Annotated in this window: 19 protein-coding genes; 9 read left to right on the top strand and 10 right to left on the bottom strand. The window is 33.0% G+C overall.

The window, feature by feature from the left end:
- The first annotated feature begins 43 nt into the window (after positions 1-43).
- Positions 44-649 (top strand): hypothetical protein, encoded by a 606-nt coding sequence (locus tag NPX36_RS10945; RefSeq protein ID WP_257498743.1) that lies wholly within the window; start codon positions 44-46, stop codon positions 647-649.
- A gap of 26 nt (positions 650-675) precedes the next feature.
- Here NPX36_RS10945 and NPX36_RS10940 read toward each other — a convergent pair whose 3' ends face one another.
- Positions 676-1515 (bottom strand): restriction endonuclease, encoded by an 840-nt coding sequence (locus NPX36_RS10940; RefSeq protein WP_257498742.1) that lies wholly within the window; start codon positions 1513-1515, stop codon positions 676-678.
- 119 nt (positions 1516-1634) lie between these two features.
- Positions 1635-2159 (bottom strand): hypothetical protein, encoded by a 525-nt coding sequence (locus tag NPX36_RS10935; protein ID WP_257498741.1) that lies wholly within the window; start codon positions 2157-2159, stop codon positions 1635-1637.
- A gap of 298 nt (positions 2160-2457) precedes the next feature.
- Between NPX36_RS10935 and metK the strand changes: the two genes are divergently transcribed.
- The 6 genes from metK to NPX36_RS10905 all read left to right on the top strand — a co-directional run bounded on the left by metK (position 2458) and on the right by NPX36_RS10905 (position 10970).
- On the top strand, positions 2458-3744 hold the full coding sequence (gene metK, locus NPX36_RS10930) for a methionine adenosyltransferase (protein WP_257498740.1): 1287 nt from the start codon (positions 2458-2460) through the stop codon (positions 3742-3744).
- 125 nt (positions 3745-3869) lie between these two features.
- Positions 3870-5243 carry a 30S ribosomal protein S6--L-glutamate ligase gene (gene rimK, locus NPX36_RS10925; RefSeq protein WP_257498739.1) on the top strand — a complete coding sequence of 458 codons (1374 nt, stop codon included), beginning with the start codon at positions 3870-3872 and terminating at the stop codon, positions 5241-5243.
- Positions 5244-5264: 21 nt separating this feature from the next.
- Positions 5265-5954, top strand: coding sequence for an SIMPL domain-containing protein (locus NPX36_RS10920; RefSeq protein WP_257498738.1), 690 nt, complete (start codon positions 5265-5267; stop codon positions 5952-5954).
- A 4-nt stretch (positions 5955-5958) separates the two neighbouring features.
- On the top strand, positions 5959-7143 hold the full coding sequence (locus NPX36_RS10915) for an LETM1-related biofilm-associated protein (RefSeq protein ID WP_257498737.1): 1185 nt from the start codon (positions 5959-5961) through the stop codon (positions 7141-7143).
- 50 nt (positions 7144-7193) lie between these two features.
- On the top strand, positions 7194-9149 hold the full coding sequence (locus tag NPX36_RS10910; RefSeq protein ID WP_257498736.1) for a sensor histidine kinase: 1956 nt from the start codon (positions 7194-7196) through the stop codon (positions 9147-9149).
- Between the two features lie 3 nt (positions 9150-9152).
- The gene (locus NPX36_RS10905) at positions 9153-10970 is read left to right on the top strand and encodes a hypothetical protein (protein ID WP_257498735.1); all 1818 of its coding nucleotides are present in this window, start codon (positions 9153-9155) and stop codon (positions 10968-10970) included.
- Between the two features lie 15 nt (positions 10971-10985).
- Here NPX36_RS10905 and NPX36_RS10900 read toward each other — a convergent pair whose 3' ends face one another.
- The 8 genes from NPX36_RS10900 to NPX36_RS10865 form a co-directional block, all read right to left on the bottom strand.
- Positions 10986-12044 carry an o-succinylbenzoate synthase gene (locus NPX36_RS10900; RefSeq protein WP_257498733.1) on the bottom strand — a complete coding sequence of 353 codons (1059 nt, stop codon included), beginning with the start codon at positions 12042-12044 and terminating at the stop codon, positions 10986-10988.
- Positions 12045-12098: 54 nt separating this feature from the next.
- Positions 12099-12776, bottom strand: a complete 678-nt coding sequence (locus tag NPX36_RS10895; protein WP_257498732.1) for a metal-dependent hydrolase — start codon at positions 12774-12776, stop codon at positions 12099-12101.
- A gap of 4 nt (positions 12777-12780) precedes the next feature.
- A complete protein-coding gene (locus NPX36_RS10890; RefSeq protein ID WP_257498731.1) occupies positions 12781-13686 on the bottom strand; it encodes a 1,4-dihydroxy-2-naphthoate polyprenyltransferase in 906 nt (301 codons plus the stop codon).
- Complete coding sequence (locus NPX36_RS10885; RefSeq protein WP_257498730.1) at positions 13670-14461, bottom strand: alpha/beta fold hydrolase; 792 nt, start codon at positions 14459-14461, stop codon at positions 13670-13672. The genes NPX36_RS10890 and NPX36_RS10885 overlap by 17 nt, the downstream gene beginning before the upstream one ends.
- A complete protein-coding gene (locus tag NPX36_RS10880; protein WP_257498728.1) occupies positions 14452-15978 on the bottom strand; it encodes a PH domain-containing protein in 1527 nt (508 codons plus the stop codon). The genes NPX36_RS10885 and NPX36_RS10880 overlap by 10 nt, the downstream gene beginning before the upstream one ends.
- The gene (locus NPX36_RS10875; RefSeq protein ID WP_257498726.1) at positions 15956-16480 is read right to left on the bottom strand and encodes a PH domain-containing protein; all 525 of its coding nucleotides are present in this window, start codon (positions 16478-16480) and stop codon (positions 15956-15958) included. Before NPX36_RS10875 ends, NPX36_RS10880 begins: the two co-directional genes overlap by 23 nt.
- 129 nt (positions 16481-16609) lie before the next feature.
- Positions 16610-17068: an META domain-containing protein gene (locus NPX36_RS10870; RefSeq protein WP_257498725.1), complete on the bottom strand. Its 459-nt coding sequence runs from the start codon at positions 17066-17068 to the stop codon at positions 16610-16612.
- Between the two features lie 21 nt (positions 17069-17089).
- On the bottom strand, positions 17090-17575 hold the full coding sequence (locus NPX36_RS10865) for a hypothetical protein (protein WP_257498724.1): 486 nt from the start codon (positions 17573-17575) through the stop codon (positions 17090-17092).
- Positions 17576-17649: 74 nt separating this feature from the next.
- Between NPX36_RS10865 and NPX36_RS10860 the strand changes: the two genes are divergently transcribed.
- Together NPX36_RS10860 and NPX36_RS10855 are read left to right on the top strand one after the other, a co-directional pair.
- Positions 17650-19032: an MATE family efflux transporter gene (locus NPX36_RS10860; protein WP_257498723.1), complete on the top strand. Its 1383-nt coding sequence runs from the start codon at positions 17650-17652 to the stop codon at positions 19030-19032.
- Between the two features lie 3 nt (positions 19033-19035).
- A complete protein-coding gene (locus NPX36_RS10855; RefSeq protein ID WP_257498722.1) occupies positions 19036-19269 on the top strand; it encodes a hypothetical protein in 234 nt (77 codons plus the stop codon).
- Positions 19270-19341 lie beyond the last annotated feature (72 nt).

Below are 19341 nucleotides of genomic sequence, written 5' to 3'. Positions count from 1 at the left end.
TAAAATAATACTAATGCTTTTCCGAATTTTAGTTACTTTCTGTTTGTTTATTTCATTTGCAAAGACATTTGCTCAAGAAGAAGCAAGATGTGTTCGAATTAATAATTTTTCTGTTGAAGAACGAAATCAAAACTATCCTTTTAATAAAGCAGCACGAATTGTTTTTGCTTCGTTTGAAGAAGATCCAAAAAAATTATCAAAAAAGCAAATTGACAAATTAATAAAACAAAGTCTATTAGAATTAGATAAAAGTGGGAAAATAGAAGAATTTATACACGGTTCTATCATAAAAATGTATTTTGATGAGCTAAAAAATAATTTTTCATATTATGACGCTGATTGTTTTGAAGAAAAAGTTGATTTAAATGAGGAACAGAAAAATGAATTTACCGATTTAATTTTTAATTTCGGAATTAAGGCAAAAGACCTCGGAAGTATCGGATCTGGTTGCTATACACCAAGAAATGCTGTTTTATTTTTTGATGAAAATAATCAATTATTCGGTTTTTTAGAAATTTGTTTTCAATGTAACGGGTTTAGAAAAAGTTCTAAAAATATTGATTTGTATGATGAGTGCGGCGAGAAATTATATCTATTAAAAGATCAATTTGCGAAAGCAGGTATTCAATATGGGGTGAAAAAGAAATGATCTATCCTCCGCTCACCCCTTAATCCTTATGTTATTCCTAATAAATCCGTAGCTTCTTGTAAAATAATCTGTTTGCGTTTTTTGTTGAATTTAAAATGGTCTAACAATACTGGGTTTTTGACTAATTCGCGTACCAAAATACAATTTTTAGACAATAATTTCTGTTCTTCTTCATTGGTTAATGTTGTTAAACAGGTGATGGGATACAAACCAAATTGATCTGTTAATCGCTTAATGCTATTCTTTTCTGGATAATTCCAACTGATTAATTGAATACGATAATGTTTGGCAAAAGCAATACTATCGGTTGTAAAAAATGCATTTGTAATTAAAAAACCTTTGGTGGGTTTAAAAGGTCTGCCAAAAAATGTGAAATCTGCTTTTTTTAAATCGTTAAATCGTGATAAAAAATACATCGGAGTGGTTACACTTATTTTGGCATCCATATCGTTTCGGAATTTACATTCACAAACAATATCTGTTCTTCGGTTCGAAACAATTACATCAATCTCATGTGTAACTGTAGATTTTCCTTCTAAAACCTGACTGGTAATTGTATCAAAACCTTGAACCTCAAAGATTTTTGCGACCCATTTTTCAAAATAAAAACCTTCCGGACCTAAATCTTTTAAAGCTCTTTTTAAACTGTAACGAGCCGCTACCGAAGATTTTATGGTTTTTAACAATGCAAAAGCCTTTTCATACAGTTCTTTTGTTGTAATTCCGTTATAAATTTCTTGGGTTATGGTAGTGCAAATTGCTTGTGCATCTTTCTTGTCTGCTCCTGAATTTACCAAGGAGCGGTATAAACTTTCTTTAGAAAAAACAGCTGTTTCTCCAGACTGCTTTTTAATTAGTATTTCCATCTGTTTTATAAAGGTTGATATTTGAGATAAAACTAATAAATTATTTCAATTTTTACTTATAAAAAAAACCTCTTTTAAGGAAAAAAGAGATTTTTTGGTATGAAATACAATCGTGCGTTTTATTTCAACACATCAAAATACAATTTTTGTTCATATAGTATATTTCCGTGTTTATTTTTTAGAGTCGTAAAAGCGGGCTCTGTTGTTTTTGATTCTGCTATTTGATCCATGGCTTTTGAAAGAAAATCTTTATAATACAAAAGAAAAACTTTATCGTATCCTTTTGTGTCTGCAATAGCTAGTTTATAAACATCTTTTTGCAACTCTTCAGAAATTGGTTGCATATCGATTTGGTGAGCTGCTGCTGCACTTTTATAATCGCTTTGTAAGGTTTCTAAATCCTGTAAATGATCGCTCAAATATTTTTTCAGTTCTGGATTTGCAACTTTTTCTTTTCCAATTTTAAAAGCTTCGATTTGATATTGCAAGTTCGATATCTGTTGGTTGACAAATGCAGCTTCTGGATGTTCTTTCGCTTTTTTGTTTTTTGTTACAACGGGTTGATCTGCTGTTTCAGAATTGGGTTGTTTGTTGCAACCGATAAGTAAAAGTACGGTAAAAAATAAAATATAGTTTGTTTTCATAAAGCAGTTAAATTTTTTAATAAAAATACAAACTTTTATTCAATTAATTAATTTTTAGATAAAAAAATTAAAAATAATTTTACTTTAATATAAAATCGATTTAAATAATTCACTTTTATGCCTCATAAAATATTGTAAAAGGTTGGCTTTAATAAAAATCTTAATTGTATATTTGTGGCGTTATTCGCGAGGAAAAATTTGACTGATTGCAACCTCTTTAAAAAATGCTAAAGCAGAAAACTACTTTAGTAAAAGGCATGCAATTTAGTTACCTCCTTAAATTTTTTAAAACTAAATTATGGCATATTATTTTACATCAGAATCTGTAAGTGAAGGACATCCAGACAAAATCGCAGATCAAATTTCAGACGCATTAATCGATAATTTTTTAGCTTTCGACGAGGAATCTAAAGTTGCCTGCGAAACATTAGTAACAACAGGCCAAGTAATTTTGGCGGGCGAAGTAAAATCAAACACCTATTTAGATGTTCAGCAAATTGCACGCGATGTGATTAAAAAAATTGGTTATACAAAAAGTGAATATATGTTTGATGCCAATTCGTGCGGTATTTTATCGGCTATTCATGAGCAATCGGCAGAGATTAACCAAGGGGTTGATAAGGTGAACAAAGAAGAACAAGGTGCAGGTGACCAAGGAATTATGTTTGGATATGCAACCACCGAAACCGAAGATTATATGCCATTGGCTTTGGATTTATCACATAAATTGTTGCAAGAGCTGGCAGATTTGCGCCGTGAAAACAGTGAAATTACCTATTTGCGACCAGATGCTAAATCACAGGTAACTTTGGAATATGATGATGACAACAAACCCAAACGCGTGGTAACTATTGTATTATCAACCCAACACGATGATTTTATTAAGCCCGAAAATGCATCTTTAGAAGCCAAAAACAAAGCAGAAAAAGCGATGCAAGATCAAATTAAAAAAGATATTGTTTCAATTTTAATTCCTCGTTTATTAAAAAAATACCCGCAATACCAAGCATTTTTCAATGATGAAATTACTTATCATGTGAATCCAACAGGTGTTTTTATTATTGGCGGACCACACGGAGATACTGGCTTAACGGGCAGAAAAATCATTGTGGATACTTATGGCGGCAAAGGTGCACACGGAGGTGGTGCTTTTTCAGGAAAAGACCCAAGCAAGGTAGATCGTTCTGCTGCGTATGCTGCGCGATACATTGCAAAAAATTTAGTGGCTGCCGGTGTGGCCGATGAATTGTTGGTTCAAGTTTCTTATGCAATTGGAATTGCAGAGCCAATGGGTGTTTTTGTAAACACTTACGGCACTAAAAAAGTAGATGCTAGCGACGGCGAAATTGCAAAAAAAATCACTGAATTATTTGATTTACGTCCGTATCATATCGAACAAACGCTAAAATTAAGAAAACCTATTTACAGTGAAACTGCAGCTTACGGACATATGGGGCGAAAAAACCAAACCGTTACCAAAACATTTAAAAGTCCAAATGGTGATGAAAAAACCATAGAAGTTGAGTTATTTACTTGGGAAAAGTTAGATAAGATTGATGCTGTAAAGCAAGCTTTTAACCTATAATCAACCTAAAAAAGACTATTTAAACCGCTTTCGTAAAAAAAAAGCGGTTTTTTATTTTACAAAATGCATTAATCATTCGATTTTTTTAATACATTAGTTGTATTAGTTGTACACAGAAAAAAATTATGATTGACAAAATTATTGTTGGTAGCGAAGAATGGTGTTCTTTACCCAATTTAAAGGTTCCGGCTATAAAAGTGCGCGTAGATTCAGGTGCAAAAACCTCTGCCTTACATGCCGAACAAATTGTTCCTTTTGAAAAAAATGGTGAAAAATGGGTGAAATTTGTCATTCATCCCATTCAAAGAAGTGCAAAAAGCACCATAAACTGTGAAGCAAAAGTTATTGATAAACGTGTTGTTAAAAGCAGTACCGGAACACGTGAAAGCAGATATGTGATTCAAACCGAGCTTTCCTTAGGGGAACAGTCATGGAATATTGAACTTACCTTAACAAACCGCGATTCTATGGGCTTTAGGATGCTTTTGGGCCGCGAGGCGATGACGGGTAGAATCATTGTGGATCCTGATGAGCATTTTAAATTTGGCATCGTTACCCCAGAAAAACTAAAAGAATATTACAGCACATCGCACTTGGGTGATAAAAAAGGTTTGCGAATTGGTGTTTTGGCAAGCAATCCAGAGCTGTATTCCAACCGACGCATTATGGAAGCAGGTGAATTGCGAGGTCATGAAATGCACTTTCTAAACATTAAACATTGTTATATGAAATTAGATGCCGATCATCCGGAAATTCACTACCGTGGCGGTCGAATTTTAAATGATTTTGACGCTGTTATTCCTCGAATTCGTCCAAGTATGACCTATTATGGTTGCTCTTTAATCCGTCATTTTGAGTCGTTAAAAGTATATAGCTTGAACAATGCCGCATCAATCACTCAATCGCGCGACAAATTATATTCTTTGCAAATGCTTTTAAATCACGGTGTTGACATTCCTACAACTGGTTTTGCAAATTCCCCTTTAGATACCAACGATTTGATAAATATGGTGGGTGGTTCGCCATTAATTGTTAAGCTCTTAGAAGGTACGCAAGGAAAAGGGGTGGTTTTGGCTGAAACCAAAAAAGCAGCCGAATCGGTAATTAACGCCTTTAAAAGTGTGGGAGCCAATATTTTGGTTCAAGAATTTATAAAAGAAGCCAATGGAAAAGACTTGCGCTTATTTGTGGTTGACGGAAAAGTTGTGGCGGCTATGCAGCGCGAAGCTTTGCCCGGAGAGTTCAGAGCCAACATTCATTTAGGTGGAAAAGCATCGATTGTAAAAGTTACGCCCGATGAAAAGAAAATTGCCATTAAAGCAGCAAAAGCCATGAATTTAAAAGTTGCCGGAGTTGATATAATTCGCTCTGCCAAAGGACCTTTGCTTTTAGAAGTAAATTCTTCTCCAGGTTTAGAAGGAATTGAGGGTGCAACTGGCAAGGATATTGCAGGTGAAATGATAAAGGCCATTGAAAAAAACTTTAAATGGCTTCATTAATAACTGTAAACAAAAAATAAAATGAAAAAGATTCTTTATTTATTCTCATTAGTATTAGTAACTTTTACTACTATGGCACAAAACAACAACACAATTACTCCACAGGTAAATGTAAACGGCGAAGGTTCGGTAAAAATAAAACCCGATTATGCAATTATCACAATGGGTGCAGAAATTAAAGACTTGGATTCTGCAAAGGCAAAAAAGCAAAACGATGAAATTATTGCCAAAATGATTCAAGTAATCAAAAAAAGCAATATTGCCGAAAAAGATTATCAAACACAGCGTGTGAATCTTTACAAAACAAGAGAATATCAAGAGAAAAAAGACTATTTCGTGGCGAGCCAAACAGTTACCATTACGTTGCGAAATTTAGATCATTATGAAAAATTAATGGCCGATTTAATGGAAGCAGGGGCAAATACAATCAACGGAGTAGAATTCAAATCAACCCAAACTGAAAAGTATGCTACTGAAATTAGAGCAAAAGCCGTGCTTGATGCCAAGAAAAAAGCACAAGACTATGCGGCTGCCTTGGGACAGAATATTGGCAAAGCATTGATTATTAACGATCAATCGTCAATCAATAATCCGCGCGTATATATGATGAAAACGGCAATGGCCGATGAATCTGCGGGCATGAATCAAACATTGGCAGTGGGCGAAATTGAAATTTCTACCAATGTAAATGTAGTTTTTGAATTGAAATAAGTATATGAACCCATCGAAAGAGTTATGGATTACTAAATTTTTTAAATTGAGTAATCCATCTTTTTTTACTGCATTTAGCGAAGAAACATTTTACGAAAAAATTCGTGAAACAGGCTTTGTATATGGTTTTACGACCAAAACAATACAACCTATCTTTAATTCATTTGATCTTACACAAGAAGAATTTACCAAAATTGTGCTTTTAGAAGCTTTGTACGGAACATTTGTGCTTACTAAAAAACAAACCGATTTTCACGAATTTACCAAACAAGCCGAAGATTTTTATGCAAAAATAAAGAATGCCAAAACCGAATCTTATTTTTCATTCATTACCTTTCCCTCAAAAAAAGCATTTGCTTCACTCGAAAAAATTTTAAATGACCGCACGCATCGTTCTGCTAATTATTTAAACAAAACATTTTCAGAACATTTATCAAACTTTTTAATTTTTACAGATGTTTTGTGTTTTAGACGATTTTTGATGAATGAAACCGAAATTCTGAATTATTACAACTATTTAGAACACACGATTTCGCATTTGGTGGTGATTAGTTTTCATCAAAAACAGAATGTAACTAAATACGACCAAAAGATACAGCAAATCATGCAAACCTCTTTGAAATATGTTGACAAAGCACAATTTACGCCTGATCTTTTAGCCTTAAACACACAAAATATTAAAACTTTTTATGGGAAAAGTTATTTGGCAGATATTGCGCTAATGGTTTTATGGAACGATGAAAAAATCGATCGCAAAGAATTTAAATTTATTCTGGAACTCAACAAAAAATTGGAACTCCAAAAAGTGGTCACTAAAAAAGCACTGCGATTTATGTTGGAATTTATCAACGCACATAAAAAAGAAATTCCCTATTTTCAGTTTTCGCATCCTTTAAAAAAGCTGTATAAAAACACGAATAAAAGCGTTGCTTTATTTATTAAAAGAAACAAGAAAAGCTTAATTAAAGAATTGGAAAACAACAAACTACTTATGCAACTTGTTGTAAAAGCCACATACAGTAATCTTTCTAAAAAAGAAAAACAACAGCTTAAAAATCAGTTTATTGAACTGGGGAAAACAGTACCTGCGTTTACTATTTTTTTAATTCCGGGCGGCAGTTTGCTTTTGCCTATTCTTATTAAATTATTACCTGAATTACTTCCAAATTCGTTCAATGAAAACAAATAAATTCCATAAAAGCACATATTTTTGCTACATTTGGATTTAAAATTGGTAAGGTGCGTATAGTTCGTTTTATTGCAACGGTAATTTTATTAATTGTTGTTTTTTCTTGTAAAAAGCAACCCAATGTGTATGACCATGTAAAAATTCACACGCAAATCACCAATAAAAACTATACCGATTTTTCGTTAGATGATTTGTATTATGATTTATTATATGATATCAACTTTGCTGAAAATTCAAAAAATGCCGCCTTAAAAATAAATTATTTTGAAAAAACAGCTTTCAAAAAATCTGATTCACTTGCAATATTTCGGGCAAATAATCTACAAATAGCCTTAACAGCGCACCACTCTGTAAGTAAAGAACGCTACAAAACGCTGTTCAGTGCGGCAAATTATTTTGAAAACAACAATTCGCTTTATGATGCCTATCTAACTAATTATTTGATTGCTGAATATTATTTTTATTTGCAATATTTTCAGTTGGCGGAAAATTATGCCTACAAAGCCATTGAAAACTTGGGTACTAATAACAATGAATATGCTTTTGAGAAAGCCTCTACCCTACTTTTAATCAGTACCATTCATTGGCAACAAAAAAAATTTCAAGAAGCTTTTAAAGCGCTTAAAAATTATGAAGATGTAGCTGAATATTTCAATACAAAGCTGATTCATCCAGAAAAAATTAAACTCATTGAAAGCCGATATGCCAATCATTTTGCGGTGGTGGAAAGTAAAATTGGAACTACCGATTACACCCAAACCATAAAAAAATTAGCCTTAACATATCATGTCAACAGTAAAAGCAGTGGTAAAAATAGAAAAATTCATCAACTGAATACGTTGCATAATTTAATTTTACATAAAATTGAAGCCAACGATTTAGACAGCTTAGATTTTTATTTGAGCCAGTTAAAAAACGAAAAAGAATTTTTGTTCAGCATTCCGGTATTGCAATTAAATTACACTGTTATCGGTGATTACCTCGTAAAAATTAAGAAAGATACCGCGGCGGCAAAAGAATTTCAAAAAAATCTTTTGATTGAAAATAAGGAAAAATATCAAAATGTATTTTTAGAAAAACGCGTTTTAGAACAATTGATTCAACAATCAGATTCGTGTTCGGTTGCCATTAATCAACATTATTTGGATGTGGTTGGAAAAATTAAAAAAGAAAACGATCAAAAATTATTGGTGAACCAAAAAGTGGTTTATGAAAACCATGTATTGCTTCGAAAAAATGCACAATTGAAACGAGAAATATATTTTGTGGTTGCCACCATTTTAACGGTTTCGCTCTTGGTTTTATTAGTGATTTTCAACATTATACAAAAGATAAATCTAAAGAAAATTAAACTAAAAAATAATTATATCGAACAAGATACCCAAGCATTGGAAGTTACATTGAACTATAAAAATGCAATTGAAAACAAGTTGAATGAAAGCAAAAAGCAGATTTTCATGGAATTGCATGATAATATCGTGAACAAATTATTTTCGACCCGTTTTTCTTTGCATAAAGATTATATGAATCCCAATAGCTTGGCTGTTGCTGCAAATACCCTACTAGATGTAAAAAAAACCTTGATCGGAATTTGTGACAATTACAGCGAAATAAACAATTTGTTTGAAAAAGATTCATTTCACAAAATGCTGATTGAATTAATTGAAAATCAACCAAATAACTTTATTTCTTTTCAATATGAGTTTGATCAATCCATAGAATGGTTCAAAACGCATCCAAAAGTGCGCTTTCATTTGTATCGGGTATTGCAGGAATTACTGCAAAATATTCACAAACATTCTTCGGCAACTAAAGCAAAAATTCAGATTTTTAAAGAAGGCGAACATGTAAGGTTAGTTGTAACCGACAACGGTAAAGGTTTTACAAAAACTGCCAAGAAAGGTTTGGGAATAAGCAATATTTCTAACCGCTTAAAAGAAATTGATGCCGATTTTAAAATGGAAAATAATAACGGTATGCGATTTATTATAACTGTTAAATTTTAAGCCATGCACCAATTCATTAAAGTATTTATATTTGTAGGAATGCTTGCAATGCTGAGTAATTGCAGAGAGAAAAAAGTGCATTATACCGGCAATTACAAAATTGATAGCATCACTATGCGCAAAAAATACAACAAGGAATATGCTGCGCATCCAAACAATTTAAAAAAATTACACTCTTTATATAAGCAAGAAGGTGATAGCATTTTGTTGGGTATTAACCATCAACTGTACAGCGATTATTTGGTTAAAAATACCAAGTACGACAGTGCTTATTATTACTTAACCCTGGCTCACAATTTGTTTAAAAACAACAACGAAAAACGCTTTTTTAACTCCATAAGAAAAGTTGCGATTACCAACCGTTTAGAACTTTTAACCCAGTCTAGAATCGAGCTTGAAAAAGCCGAAACTTTAAGGCTGAAAGATAAACAACTGCAAAAATTGTATGTAGATGTTTTTAGTTTGCCGCTTTTACAACAGCATGATTCATTGGATTACAACCAAAAAATGCAGTTTTATATAGAAAACAAAGCTTCTTTTGATGAAATTTTAGATAAAAATCCATTTTTAGAAAACTATTTAACCAGCGAAACCAGTAAATTTTTAATGCGAAAAGCACAGCATGATGATGTAGTTATGCGCACCGGCCAACGAATTGAGCAGTTATTAAAGGAAAAACGCACCAGCGAAGATGTTTTTTTCACCAATTTATTCTACACCATTTTTGCAAAAATAAACAATCCCGATGCCCGTATTCAAAAAGATTTTGATCTATACAAAGCACATTTAGCCTCTATTCCCACCAAAGAAACCGAAGCTTTGTATTACTATTTAAAAGCAAAATACTTTCAAAAGCTAGAAACAAAAGATTCCGTTTACAGCAATTATTTGAAAGCATTGGAAATTAGTCGCGAAACCAACAATTTCATGTATGAACACCACATTTTAGAGCAGCTAATCGTGACAGACAAAGCGCTTTCGAAAAAATATATGGCAGACTATATAAAAATGAACGATTCGCTGCTTTCCTATAAAAACTACATTGATGATTTTATTTTCAGTAATAATTCAAACACGTTTTCATTAAAATCAGAACAACAAAACATTCAAAAACGCAATTTGAATATCATAGCTTTTACCTTTTTGGTGCTGTTTTCCATGGTGCTTTATTATTTTATTTACCGAAACGTAAATATGAAACAATTGGCGCGCAAACACCGGGATTATTTAGATGAAAAAACAAAAATGTATAAATATCTGATTGATATTAAAGAACAAATGGATGCGTCTATTTTAAAAGAAAACAACAACACCAAGCAGCTCATCTATACCAAAGCCATTAGTAAAATAGATGATTTAATGATTTATTTTAACGATCCCCAGCCCGATTTAACCCTTTTACAGAATAAAATTAAGGAGATTGAAGACGAATCGCGCCGTATTTCTCACATCATTTCGGCTACTGAATACCATATTGTGGATCTTAATTACATCATCAACGATATTAAAAACCATTATTCAGATTTTATAAAGATAGAAACATTTATCGATCATAAAATTATTTTAAACGACGTGGAGTTTAAAACTTTGTTGCGCATTACACTTTTTACCCGCAAATTCATCGATCGTGTGAAGTTTAAAGAAAATCTAACATGTTTTCTATCCATTTATAAGAAAAACCACAAAACCATCTACAAAATTTGGCTAAGCAAACCTATAGTCTTAAATAAAGAACAAATCAGCTTTTTAAAAGATCGAACTATTTACTTTGAATCAACAACCAGCGAAACAGAAAGCACATTACTTCTTTATATTGCGTAATTAGGTGCAAAAAAACTATTCCTTTTTTAATTGATTTAAGATGTTTTCGATAGAAACATCAATTGCATCATCAAACCACAAATGTCCGTTTTTTACATATAAATTACTTTCAAAATTATTGGTAAACAAACCGCCCGTTCCTAAACCTTGTGGCATTTTGTTTTCTAACGTAAAAGTAAATTGAGCAATTGCATTTAAACCAATATTGCTTTCTAAAGCTGATGTAATCCACCAACCAATACCTAAACGTTCGGCAATTTCGATCCATTCTTTTGTACCTTTAAAACCACCTACTAAACTAGGCTTCAAAATGATGTATTTTGGCTTGATTTTAAGCAATAGATTTTCTTTATCGTTCACTTTTGTCACACCAATTAATTCTTCATCCAACGCAATTGGAACAGGTGTAGTTTTGCACAAATCTGCCATACTGTCATATTGCTTCTGTTTAATTGGTTGTTCAATACTATGTATTTTGTATTCAGATAATTGTATTAATTTATTTAAAGCTTCACTTTTACTAAAACCACCATTAGCATCAACCCTAATTTCAATCATTTCGGGCGTAAAATGGGTTCTGATACCGGCTAATAAATTCATTTCTTCTTCAAAATCAATGGCTCCGATTTTAATTTTAATGCACTTAAATCCGTTTGCAATTTTATCTTGAATTTGTTGCTGCATAAATTCAGGAGTACCCATCCAAACCAAACCATTTATAGAGATGGCTTTTTTACTTTCGGTAAACAAACTTGGAAATAAAACAAAAGGGTGATTACTTTGCAACGACAAAAACGCTTGCTCCACTCCAAATTGAATAGAAGGCCACTCTCGTAATTCATTCCAAAGCGCATCTACACCTAAATGAATATGATCGCACACCCATTGCATTTTGTCTGAATAATCCAATCGGTCGTCATAACTCAATCCTCTAAACAAACCGCACTCACCTATTCCGATTTTACCATCATCTTGAATAATTAAAAAATAAGTCTCCTTTGTATGCATCACACCTCTTGATGTTCCCGATGCTTGTTTAAAGTTTAATAGGTATTTTTTAAATGTTGCTTTCATGGAAAATATATCATTAGTTTTCAAAAAAATACCCTGAAAAAATCAGGGTTTCTTTTATATTTCAATTGAATCACCCACAGGCAATAAAATCAGTTCTTTGTGTTTGTTTGCGAATTTTTGTTTTGCCACTTCGTGATCGATTTTAATGTATCCAAAAGTATCATAATGATAGCCTAACACTTTGGTTACATCTAGAAATTCAGCAGCCACAGCAGCGTCGTCAACATCCATTGTAAAGTTGCTTCCTATTGGCAAAATGGCTAAATCTAACGGATTTCGCATAGAAACCAGCTTCAAATCGTAAGTCAACGCGGTGTCACCGGCAATATATAAATTTTTATTATCGGCTTCAATTACAAATCCTCCAGGTTGTCCGCCATAAGTTCCATCGGGAAAACTACTTGAATGAATGGCATTTACATATTTTACGCGTCCAAAATCAAAATCCCAGCTTCCCCCGTGATTCATTGGATGTGCTTTAAAACCTTTTGCTTCGTAATACCCTGCAATCTCTGCATTTGACACAATCGTTGCACCTGTATTTTTTGCAATAGTTTCTACATCTAAAATATGATCGCCGTGTGCATGTGTAATTAAGATATAATGGGCCTTTAAAGAGTTTACATCAATATGTTTTGCCAATTCGTTTGCCGAAATAAAAGGATCTACAATAATATGAATGTCGTTTATTTCGATTCCTAAGGACGCATGTCCGTAATACGTTATTTTCATAGTTTTAATTTAAAATGATTGCAATTGAGAATAATAAAGATACAAAAAAAGTAGTGAGTGCAATGCGTTTTAATTCGGGATCTAACTTTCGAGGATTTTTTGTTTTTCCCACAATGTCTATATTTTTAAACAGCGGAATCAATGCCAAAACATATGCAAACTGATACCATTTTGTGAAGGTTCCAAAAGCAAAAATATTGAACGCAATAACAGCAGTAATGATTAAAAAAAAGTGGTAATTTTTAGCTTTTGCATATCCCATTTTCACTACAAGTGTGTTTTTATTCATGGCGGCATCGTTTTCAATATCGCGCATATTATTCATGTTTAATACAGCTGTACTTAGCAAGCCAATTGCAATTGCTGGAAACAATATTTTTAAATCGATGCTATGCATATATAAATAATACACCCCTAAAGTGCTTACCAATCCAAAAAAAACAAACACAAACACATCGCCCAATCCACGATAACCATAAGCAGACGAGCCAACTGTATATTTTATAGCAGCACCAATGCATGCCACAGCCAAAACCAAATAAATTATTGCTTCAAAAAACTGTTCCTTGCCAAACGAACAATAGATTACAGCCACCGATGAAAGCAAAGCCAATACCGAAGTGATTATAATCGCTTTTTTCATAGCTTGTTTGGATATTTCGCCGCTTTGAATGGCTCTTTTGGGTCCTACTCTATTATCGTTATCGGTACCTTTCACTGCATCGCCATAATCGTTGGCATAGTTAGAAAGCACCTGAAAAAACAACGTGGTTAGCAAACACAATCCAAAAATTAACCAAAACGAAGCGTGAGATGGAACGGCGTGATAAGCACATGCACTGCCCAAAATAATACCGGAAACCGACAATGGCAACGTACGCAAACGTGCAGCTTTAATCCATTTTTTCATGAATATGTGTGTTTACAAATTGAGTGATAGTAGAAAAAACAAATGCTTTTTCTTCTTTATGTGCGGTGTGTTTGGCACCTGAAACAATACATTTTTGAACAACTCCCGAAGCATTATCAAATGCATTGACCTGATTCATAGAACCAAATTCATCTAATTCGCCTTGAATAACCAAAATTGGGACTGTGATGCGGGGAATAAAATGCTCGATATTCCAACTTTGATGCGCATTAGAAAGCCACGTTTTGGTCCAAGCGTAGTATAAATCATATACTTTATCACCGTGGTATTTTTGTAAAGCCTTTGCAATTTGTGTGTTGTGTAACATTTCTTCTGCTTCGCGAACACCTTGCAAAGTTTCTTTTTCAATCCGCACGTGAACTCCTTCAACAATCAACAATGTTGTATTCTGTGGATACATTCCGGCATAAATTGTTGCCACCGATGCTCCATCTGAAAAACCAAACAAAACAGGTTGTTCCACTTGCCAATACTGCAACAAATCATTCAGAATAACCGCTTCTTGCTCCAAATAATCTATAGGTCGTTTTATGGTATAATTTTCCGATTTGCCGTAACCTCGTCGGTCATAAGAAATCACATTACAATTCAAAGCCATTGCCAATTCCTCTGGCCATTCCCTCCACAAAACGGTGCAACCTAGCGAATCGTGCAATAAAACAATGGTTTTTCGAGGGTTTTCAACCGACCATTTCTTGTAATAAAGCTTTGATGTTTGTATAAAAACGGTTTCTTCACTCGTTGTCACATCCATGAATGTTTATTTTTTTCTATTTTGTAAAGAATTTCATTTGCCATTTGTTGCAACAGTGTGAAATCGTAATAAAACAACGTCACCGTTCCGCCAGCAGTATGCAAATTTAGTGAACCTATTTGGTTTTTTTCTTGAAAATAACTTTGTGAAATAGAAACTTTTTGAATTTTATAGATAGGCAGATAAATGGTAGCAATATCCCAAACACCTTTTTTTAGAACGATAAAATCATCGTGATACATCAATTTTTCGTTTTTGTAGCCCAGATACATCAATAGATAAATTGCAAAAAAAGCAAGAACCACCACCCATGAATAATACAAAGAATCGGTTGCATATAACACTCCCATAGCAATGAAAACAGGTAAGCACAGCCACAACACTTTTAAAAGCAAAACCCGTTTATTCGGTTTGAAAAATTGCTGGTTATCTAACAAATTTTTGCTAAAAATAACGTGAAATAATGCGTTTAATTCAAAAAAGTTAGCTCCAGGAATAATCAATCCTTTTTTATTTTTATTATCTTCTGTTGATGCAACTTGTTTTATTTTTACTTCAAAGAGATTCATGAGCCTTTGAAAATAATTTTGCTGAAACAAAAACATTTGCACCTTGCTTGATTTTACGGATACAATATGCGAATCGGTTAAACCATAAGATGCTGTGATGTTTTGTTTTTTAAAATTGATTTGGTAATTGTAATAAGTGAGCAAGGTGCGTCCTAAATTAAAAAGAACAATTAAAACAATGAGCGCTAAAATCATGAGCACGCCCACAAAACCAATATATTGCTCGTAGGAAGCATCAAAAATATCATCGTAAACCGTCGTGTTGTTATCTATGTAAAAAAGATCTTGCAACTGGTCTATAATTTGAAAAGAAAATGCAAACATTAAACCTAAAGTTTGGAAATAATTGCGTGTTAGACCAATTTTTATAAGACTTGGCAAACCAATTTTTATGGTGTTTGATATTGTATTAGCTTGATTTTTTGTAGCTTCTTCAGATGATTCATCCGTATCAAAATCATGAATTGTTGACACTTCGGTTGATTCGTAGTTTGTAATTACTTCTTTAAATGCTAAAGCCTTTTTATAATCAACACCATTGATTTCAATTTCGGTTTTAGAGCTTCCGGCTGTGTCAATACTTATCAAATACAAACCAACTAATTTATGCACAAATTTCTGGTTTAGATTTACTTCGTGAATTTTATCTAAACTCACAACTGTAGTTGATTTGCTTAGCCAACCTTTTTTTATAATCAATTCATTATGAACAACTTCATAAGAAAAATAAAAAAAATCGACCAATTTTCTTAGAAAAGTAAAAAACGTAATTACAGCAATTCCTGCCAATAAATACCAGCTTTTTTCTCCTTTTCTAACAAACATGATGGCTAAAATGGGCCACGATGCCCGAACAACAGTCCACAAAGAGGTTGCTAAAACCAAAAACAAGGCTTTGCGGTCTAATTTATTAGGTTGATTAAAATTATAGTTCGTTTTCTGACTCATTGTTTAAATCTTCCATTCGATTCATTAAAAAACTTTTCCAACGCTCTGCTTCTTCCAATGTGAGCCCAGGAATAGATATATCTGAAAAATTGTTTGCAGCAGTGTATAGAGCCAATGTTGCCAAACCTAATTTTTTTGCATACCATCCTTGTTTAATCACTACGTGTTGCAAGCGAATATAAGGCGAAATGTGGGTGTTTTTAAAAATTAAACCTTTTTTAAAGATGACATCATGCTGGCGAAAGGCATATCGTTTCTTTTTGTAGGAAATTAAGGGAAATATAGCCAAAAGCAAACAGATAAATAGGATTCCACTAATGAAATACCACTTTTCTACTTCCTCAAAAATAAAAAAAAGAGCCGTAGCACCAGCCGCGCCTAAAAACAAAATAATCAAGGAATTTAGCCATACTATTTTTCTGTAATTGTGATGCAATGGCTGTGTTTCCACCTCTTGATATGTGGGTATTTCGTTTATTGAAATTGTATTGTTTTGAAACATGGTTTTAAATTTTCAATAAGTGTAAAGTTAAATAAACTTCTATTAAAATAATATTGATTTCGTATTTATTACAAACAAAAAAAAGCTGTCCAAAATTTGAACAGCTTTTTCACAAAATATACCTTTCAATTATGCGTTTTTCTTTAGATAAGTAGCAATCACATTTTTTTCGGCATCTAACAGTTGTAATTCGTCTTTTTTTATTTGGATCGATTTTACACTTCCAAAAGGTACACTGTATATTAAATGTTTCATTTCATCACCGCAATAGCGCATGGTTGACATGCCTTTATCAAAGCTCACTTTATTGTCTGTGATATTAAATTCGCCACCTTGTCCATTACAGCCATCACTAGAGCTGTAGTAGTTGTCATTAAAAGACAACACCAATTCTTTTTGCTCATCGGTTGGAACAAAATCACGATTTTGAACATCTAATCGCTTCAAAACCCAAGAAGTATTGTTTAATGTATTTTTTATTTGTTCGGATGTTGCTTTCTGCGAATCGAACTTATTTTGAGAACATACACACGACATAATTCCTAAATTAAACATTAAAACGATTGCTAAAAATATGATTCTTTTCATTTGATTTTTATTTCAAATATACTACTTTTTCTTCTTTAAACTAAATCCATACGCCAATCTTAATGCAATTTGATCGGTTTCGTAGTCGCTGTAATGTTCGTATCGCAAGCTGGCATCTAAATATTTATTGGCAAAACCAAAAACTGGTGCCAATATTAAAGAATTATCAAGATTACCGTTTACACCAAAAGCTGCACCCGCTTCACCCATCGCATAAAATTGATTTCCAAAAAAATACTTTACACCTAATTTTGCAGGGATAAAACCAACATCTTCTGGTTCTGTAAATAAATGTGTGTAACCCGATGTGAGTGTTAATGATGTTTTTCTGCTCATATCATATTGTGTACGCACGTCTATTCCCACACTTCCATCATAGGCTCCGTCTGTGGGAAATCCGCCATTTAGCCCAAAACCTAATCTAAAACCTCTGTTGTAATTGGTTTGGCTAAAGGCCATTGCGCTTAAAAATAAAGTTGTTGCTGTTGTTAAAAGAACTTTTTTCATACTATTTTTATTTTTTTAGGCAATAGCAACAAATGTTGTGCCAACGAGTGCCTATCTTTGCAAAAAAAAATGGAATGACGCTTAAAAAGTACACACAAGAATTTGGCTATAACTTTAAATTGGCTTACCCAATAATTTTGGCGATGCTTGGCCACACCATTGTTGGAATTATAGACAATATTATGGTTGGGAAAATTGGCGCTACTCAACTGGCAGCGGCTTCGCTTGCAAATAGTTTTGTGTTTATTGCGTTATCAATTGGCGTGGGATTTTCTTCTGCAATCACTCCATTGGTTGCTGCAGCCGACACTGAAAATGACACCGCTAAAGGTAGATCTGTTTTTATAAACGGAGTGTTTCTATGCACCGTTTTAGGATTGATTTTGTTTGCGCTTTTGTATTTCTTCAAACCTTTTATTGATTTGATGAATCAGCCAGCTGAAGTAGCACAAATGTCTAAACCATTTTTAGATATCGTTGCGTTATCACTAGTTCCTTTGGTAATCTTTCAAGGTTTTAAACAATTTGCCGATGGAAAATCGCAAACCAAATATTCTATGTATGCCACAATTATAGCCAATATCATAAATGTGCTTTTTAATTATCTATTGATATATGGTGTGTGGATTTTCCCCGAAATGGGTATAATGGGTGCTGCTTATGGCACTTTAATTTCGCGCGTTGTAATGCTTGTTTACTTTGTATATATCATGTACAAATTACCTGTTTTTAAAATTTATTTAGAAAAAATAGCGTTCAAAGAAATCAACCTAAAAATGAGCAGATACATTAGTGCAATTGGTATTCCATCATCGATGCAGTCATTATTTGAAGTGGCTTTGTTCACAGGTGCTGTTTGGCTTTCGGGAATGTTGGGAACTTCTTCACAAGCAGCCAATCAAATTGCTTTGTCTATGGCTTCCATGACTTTTATGTTTGCTTCGGGGTTGAGCGTTGCAGCCATGATACGTGTGGGCAATCAAAAAGGTTTGAAAGATTATGTGAAAATGGAAACCGTTGCCAAATCAATTATGTTAATGACCTTGATTCTTTATTCAGGCTTTGCATTGTTTTTTGTGTTATTTCACAACTATATTCCCTTGCTTTTTTTAGATAATACCGATATTAGCCAAGCAATTACAAACCAAGAAGTAATTGATATTGCTGGAAAATTATTACTGATTGCCGCGATTTTTCAAATATCAGACGGTATTCAGGTAACCGCATTGGGCGCTTTAAGAGGCTTGCAAGACGTGAATTTGCCCATGATTATTACTTTTATATCTTATTGGGTAATTGGTTTTCCGCTGTGTGTTTATTTAGGACTATACACCCGTTTACAAGCAGAAGGTATTTGGTATGGATTGTTGGCAGGATTAACCGTGGCTGCAATTTTTTCGTATCTTCGCTTCCATTTCATGTCAAAAAGATATATTAACAATAACATAAAAATTTAAGCAATGGATTTACCAAAATTTGTTTTAGCCGATAACACCGATTTTCCTGATCATTTATTTGTGATACATTTAGAATATCCCCGATTCATTATTGATTTAGAAACAGAAAACATTGAATTTTTAGAGGAATTAGACGAATCTGAAGAAATAGAACTTAAAGAAGAAATGGATCGTTTAATTGATCTTGCTGGTGAATTTTACGAAAGAGAAATTACCCGTTTTGCCGATGATGAATAAAACAAAGAGGCTGTCCAAAAAGTTTGGGCAGCCCTTTTTTTGTTGTGTTTTCTCTAAAAAATTCGTATTTTA

The sequence above is a fragment of the Paenimyroides aestuarii genome, assembly GCF_024628805.1.
GTDB lineage: Bacteria > Bacteroidota > Bacteroidia > Flavobacteriales > Flavobacteriaceae > Flavobacterium > Flavobacterium aestuarii_A.
This window is presented reverse-complemented; position numbering and strand designations above follow the sequence as displayed.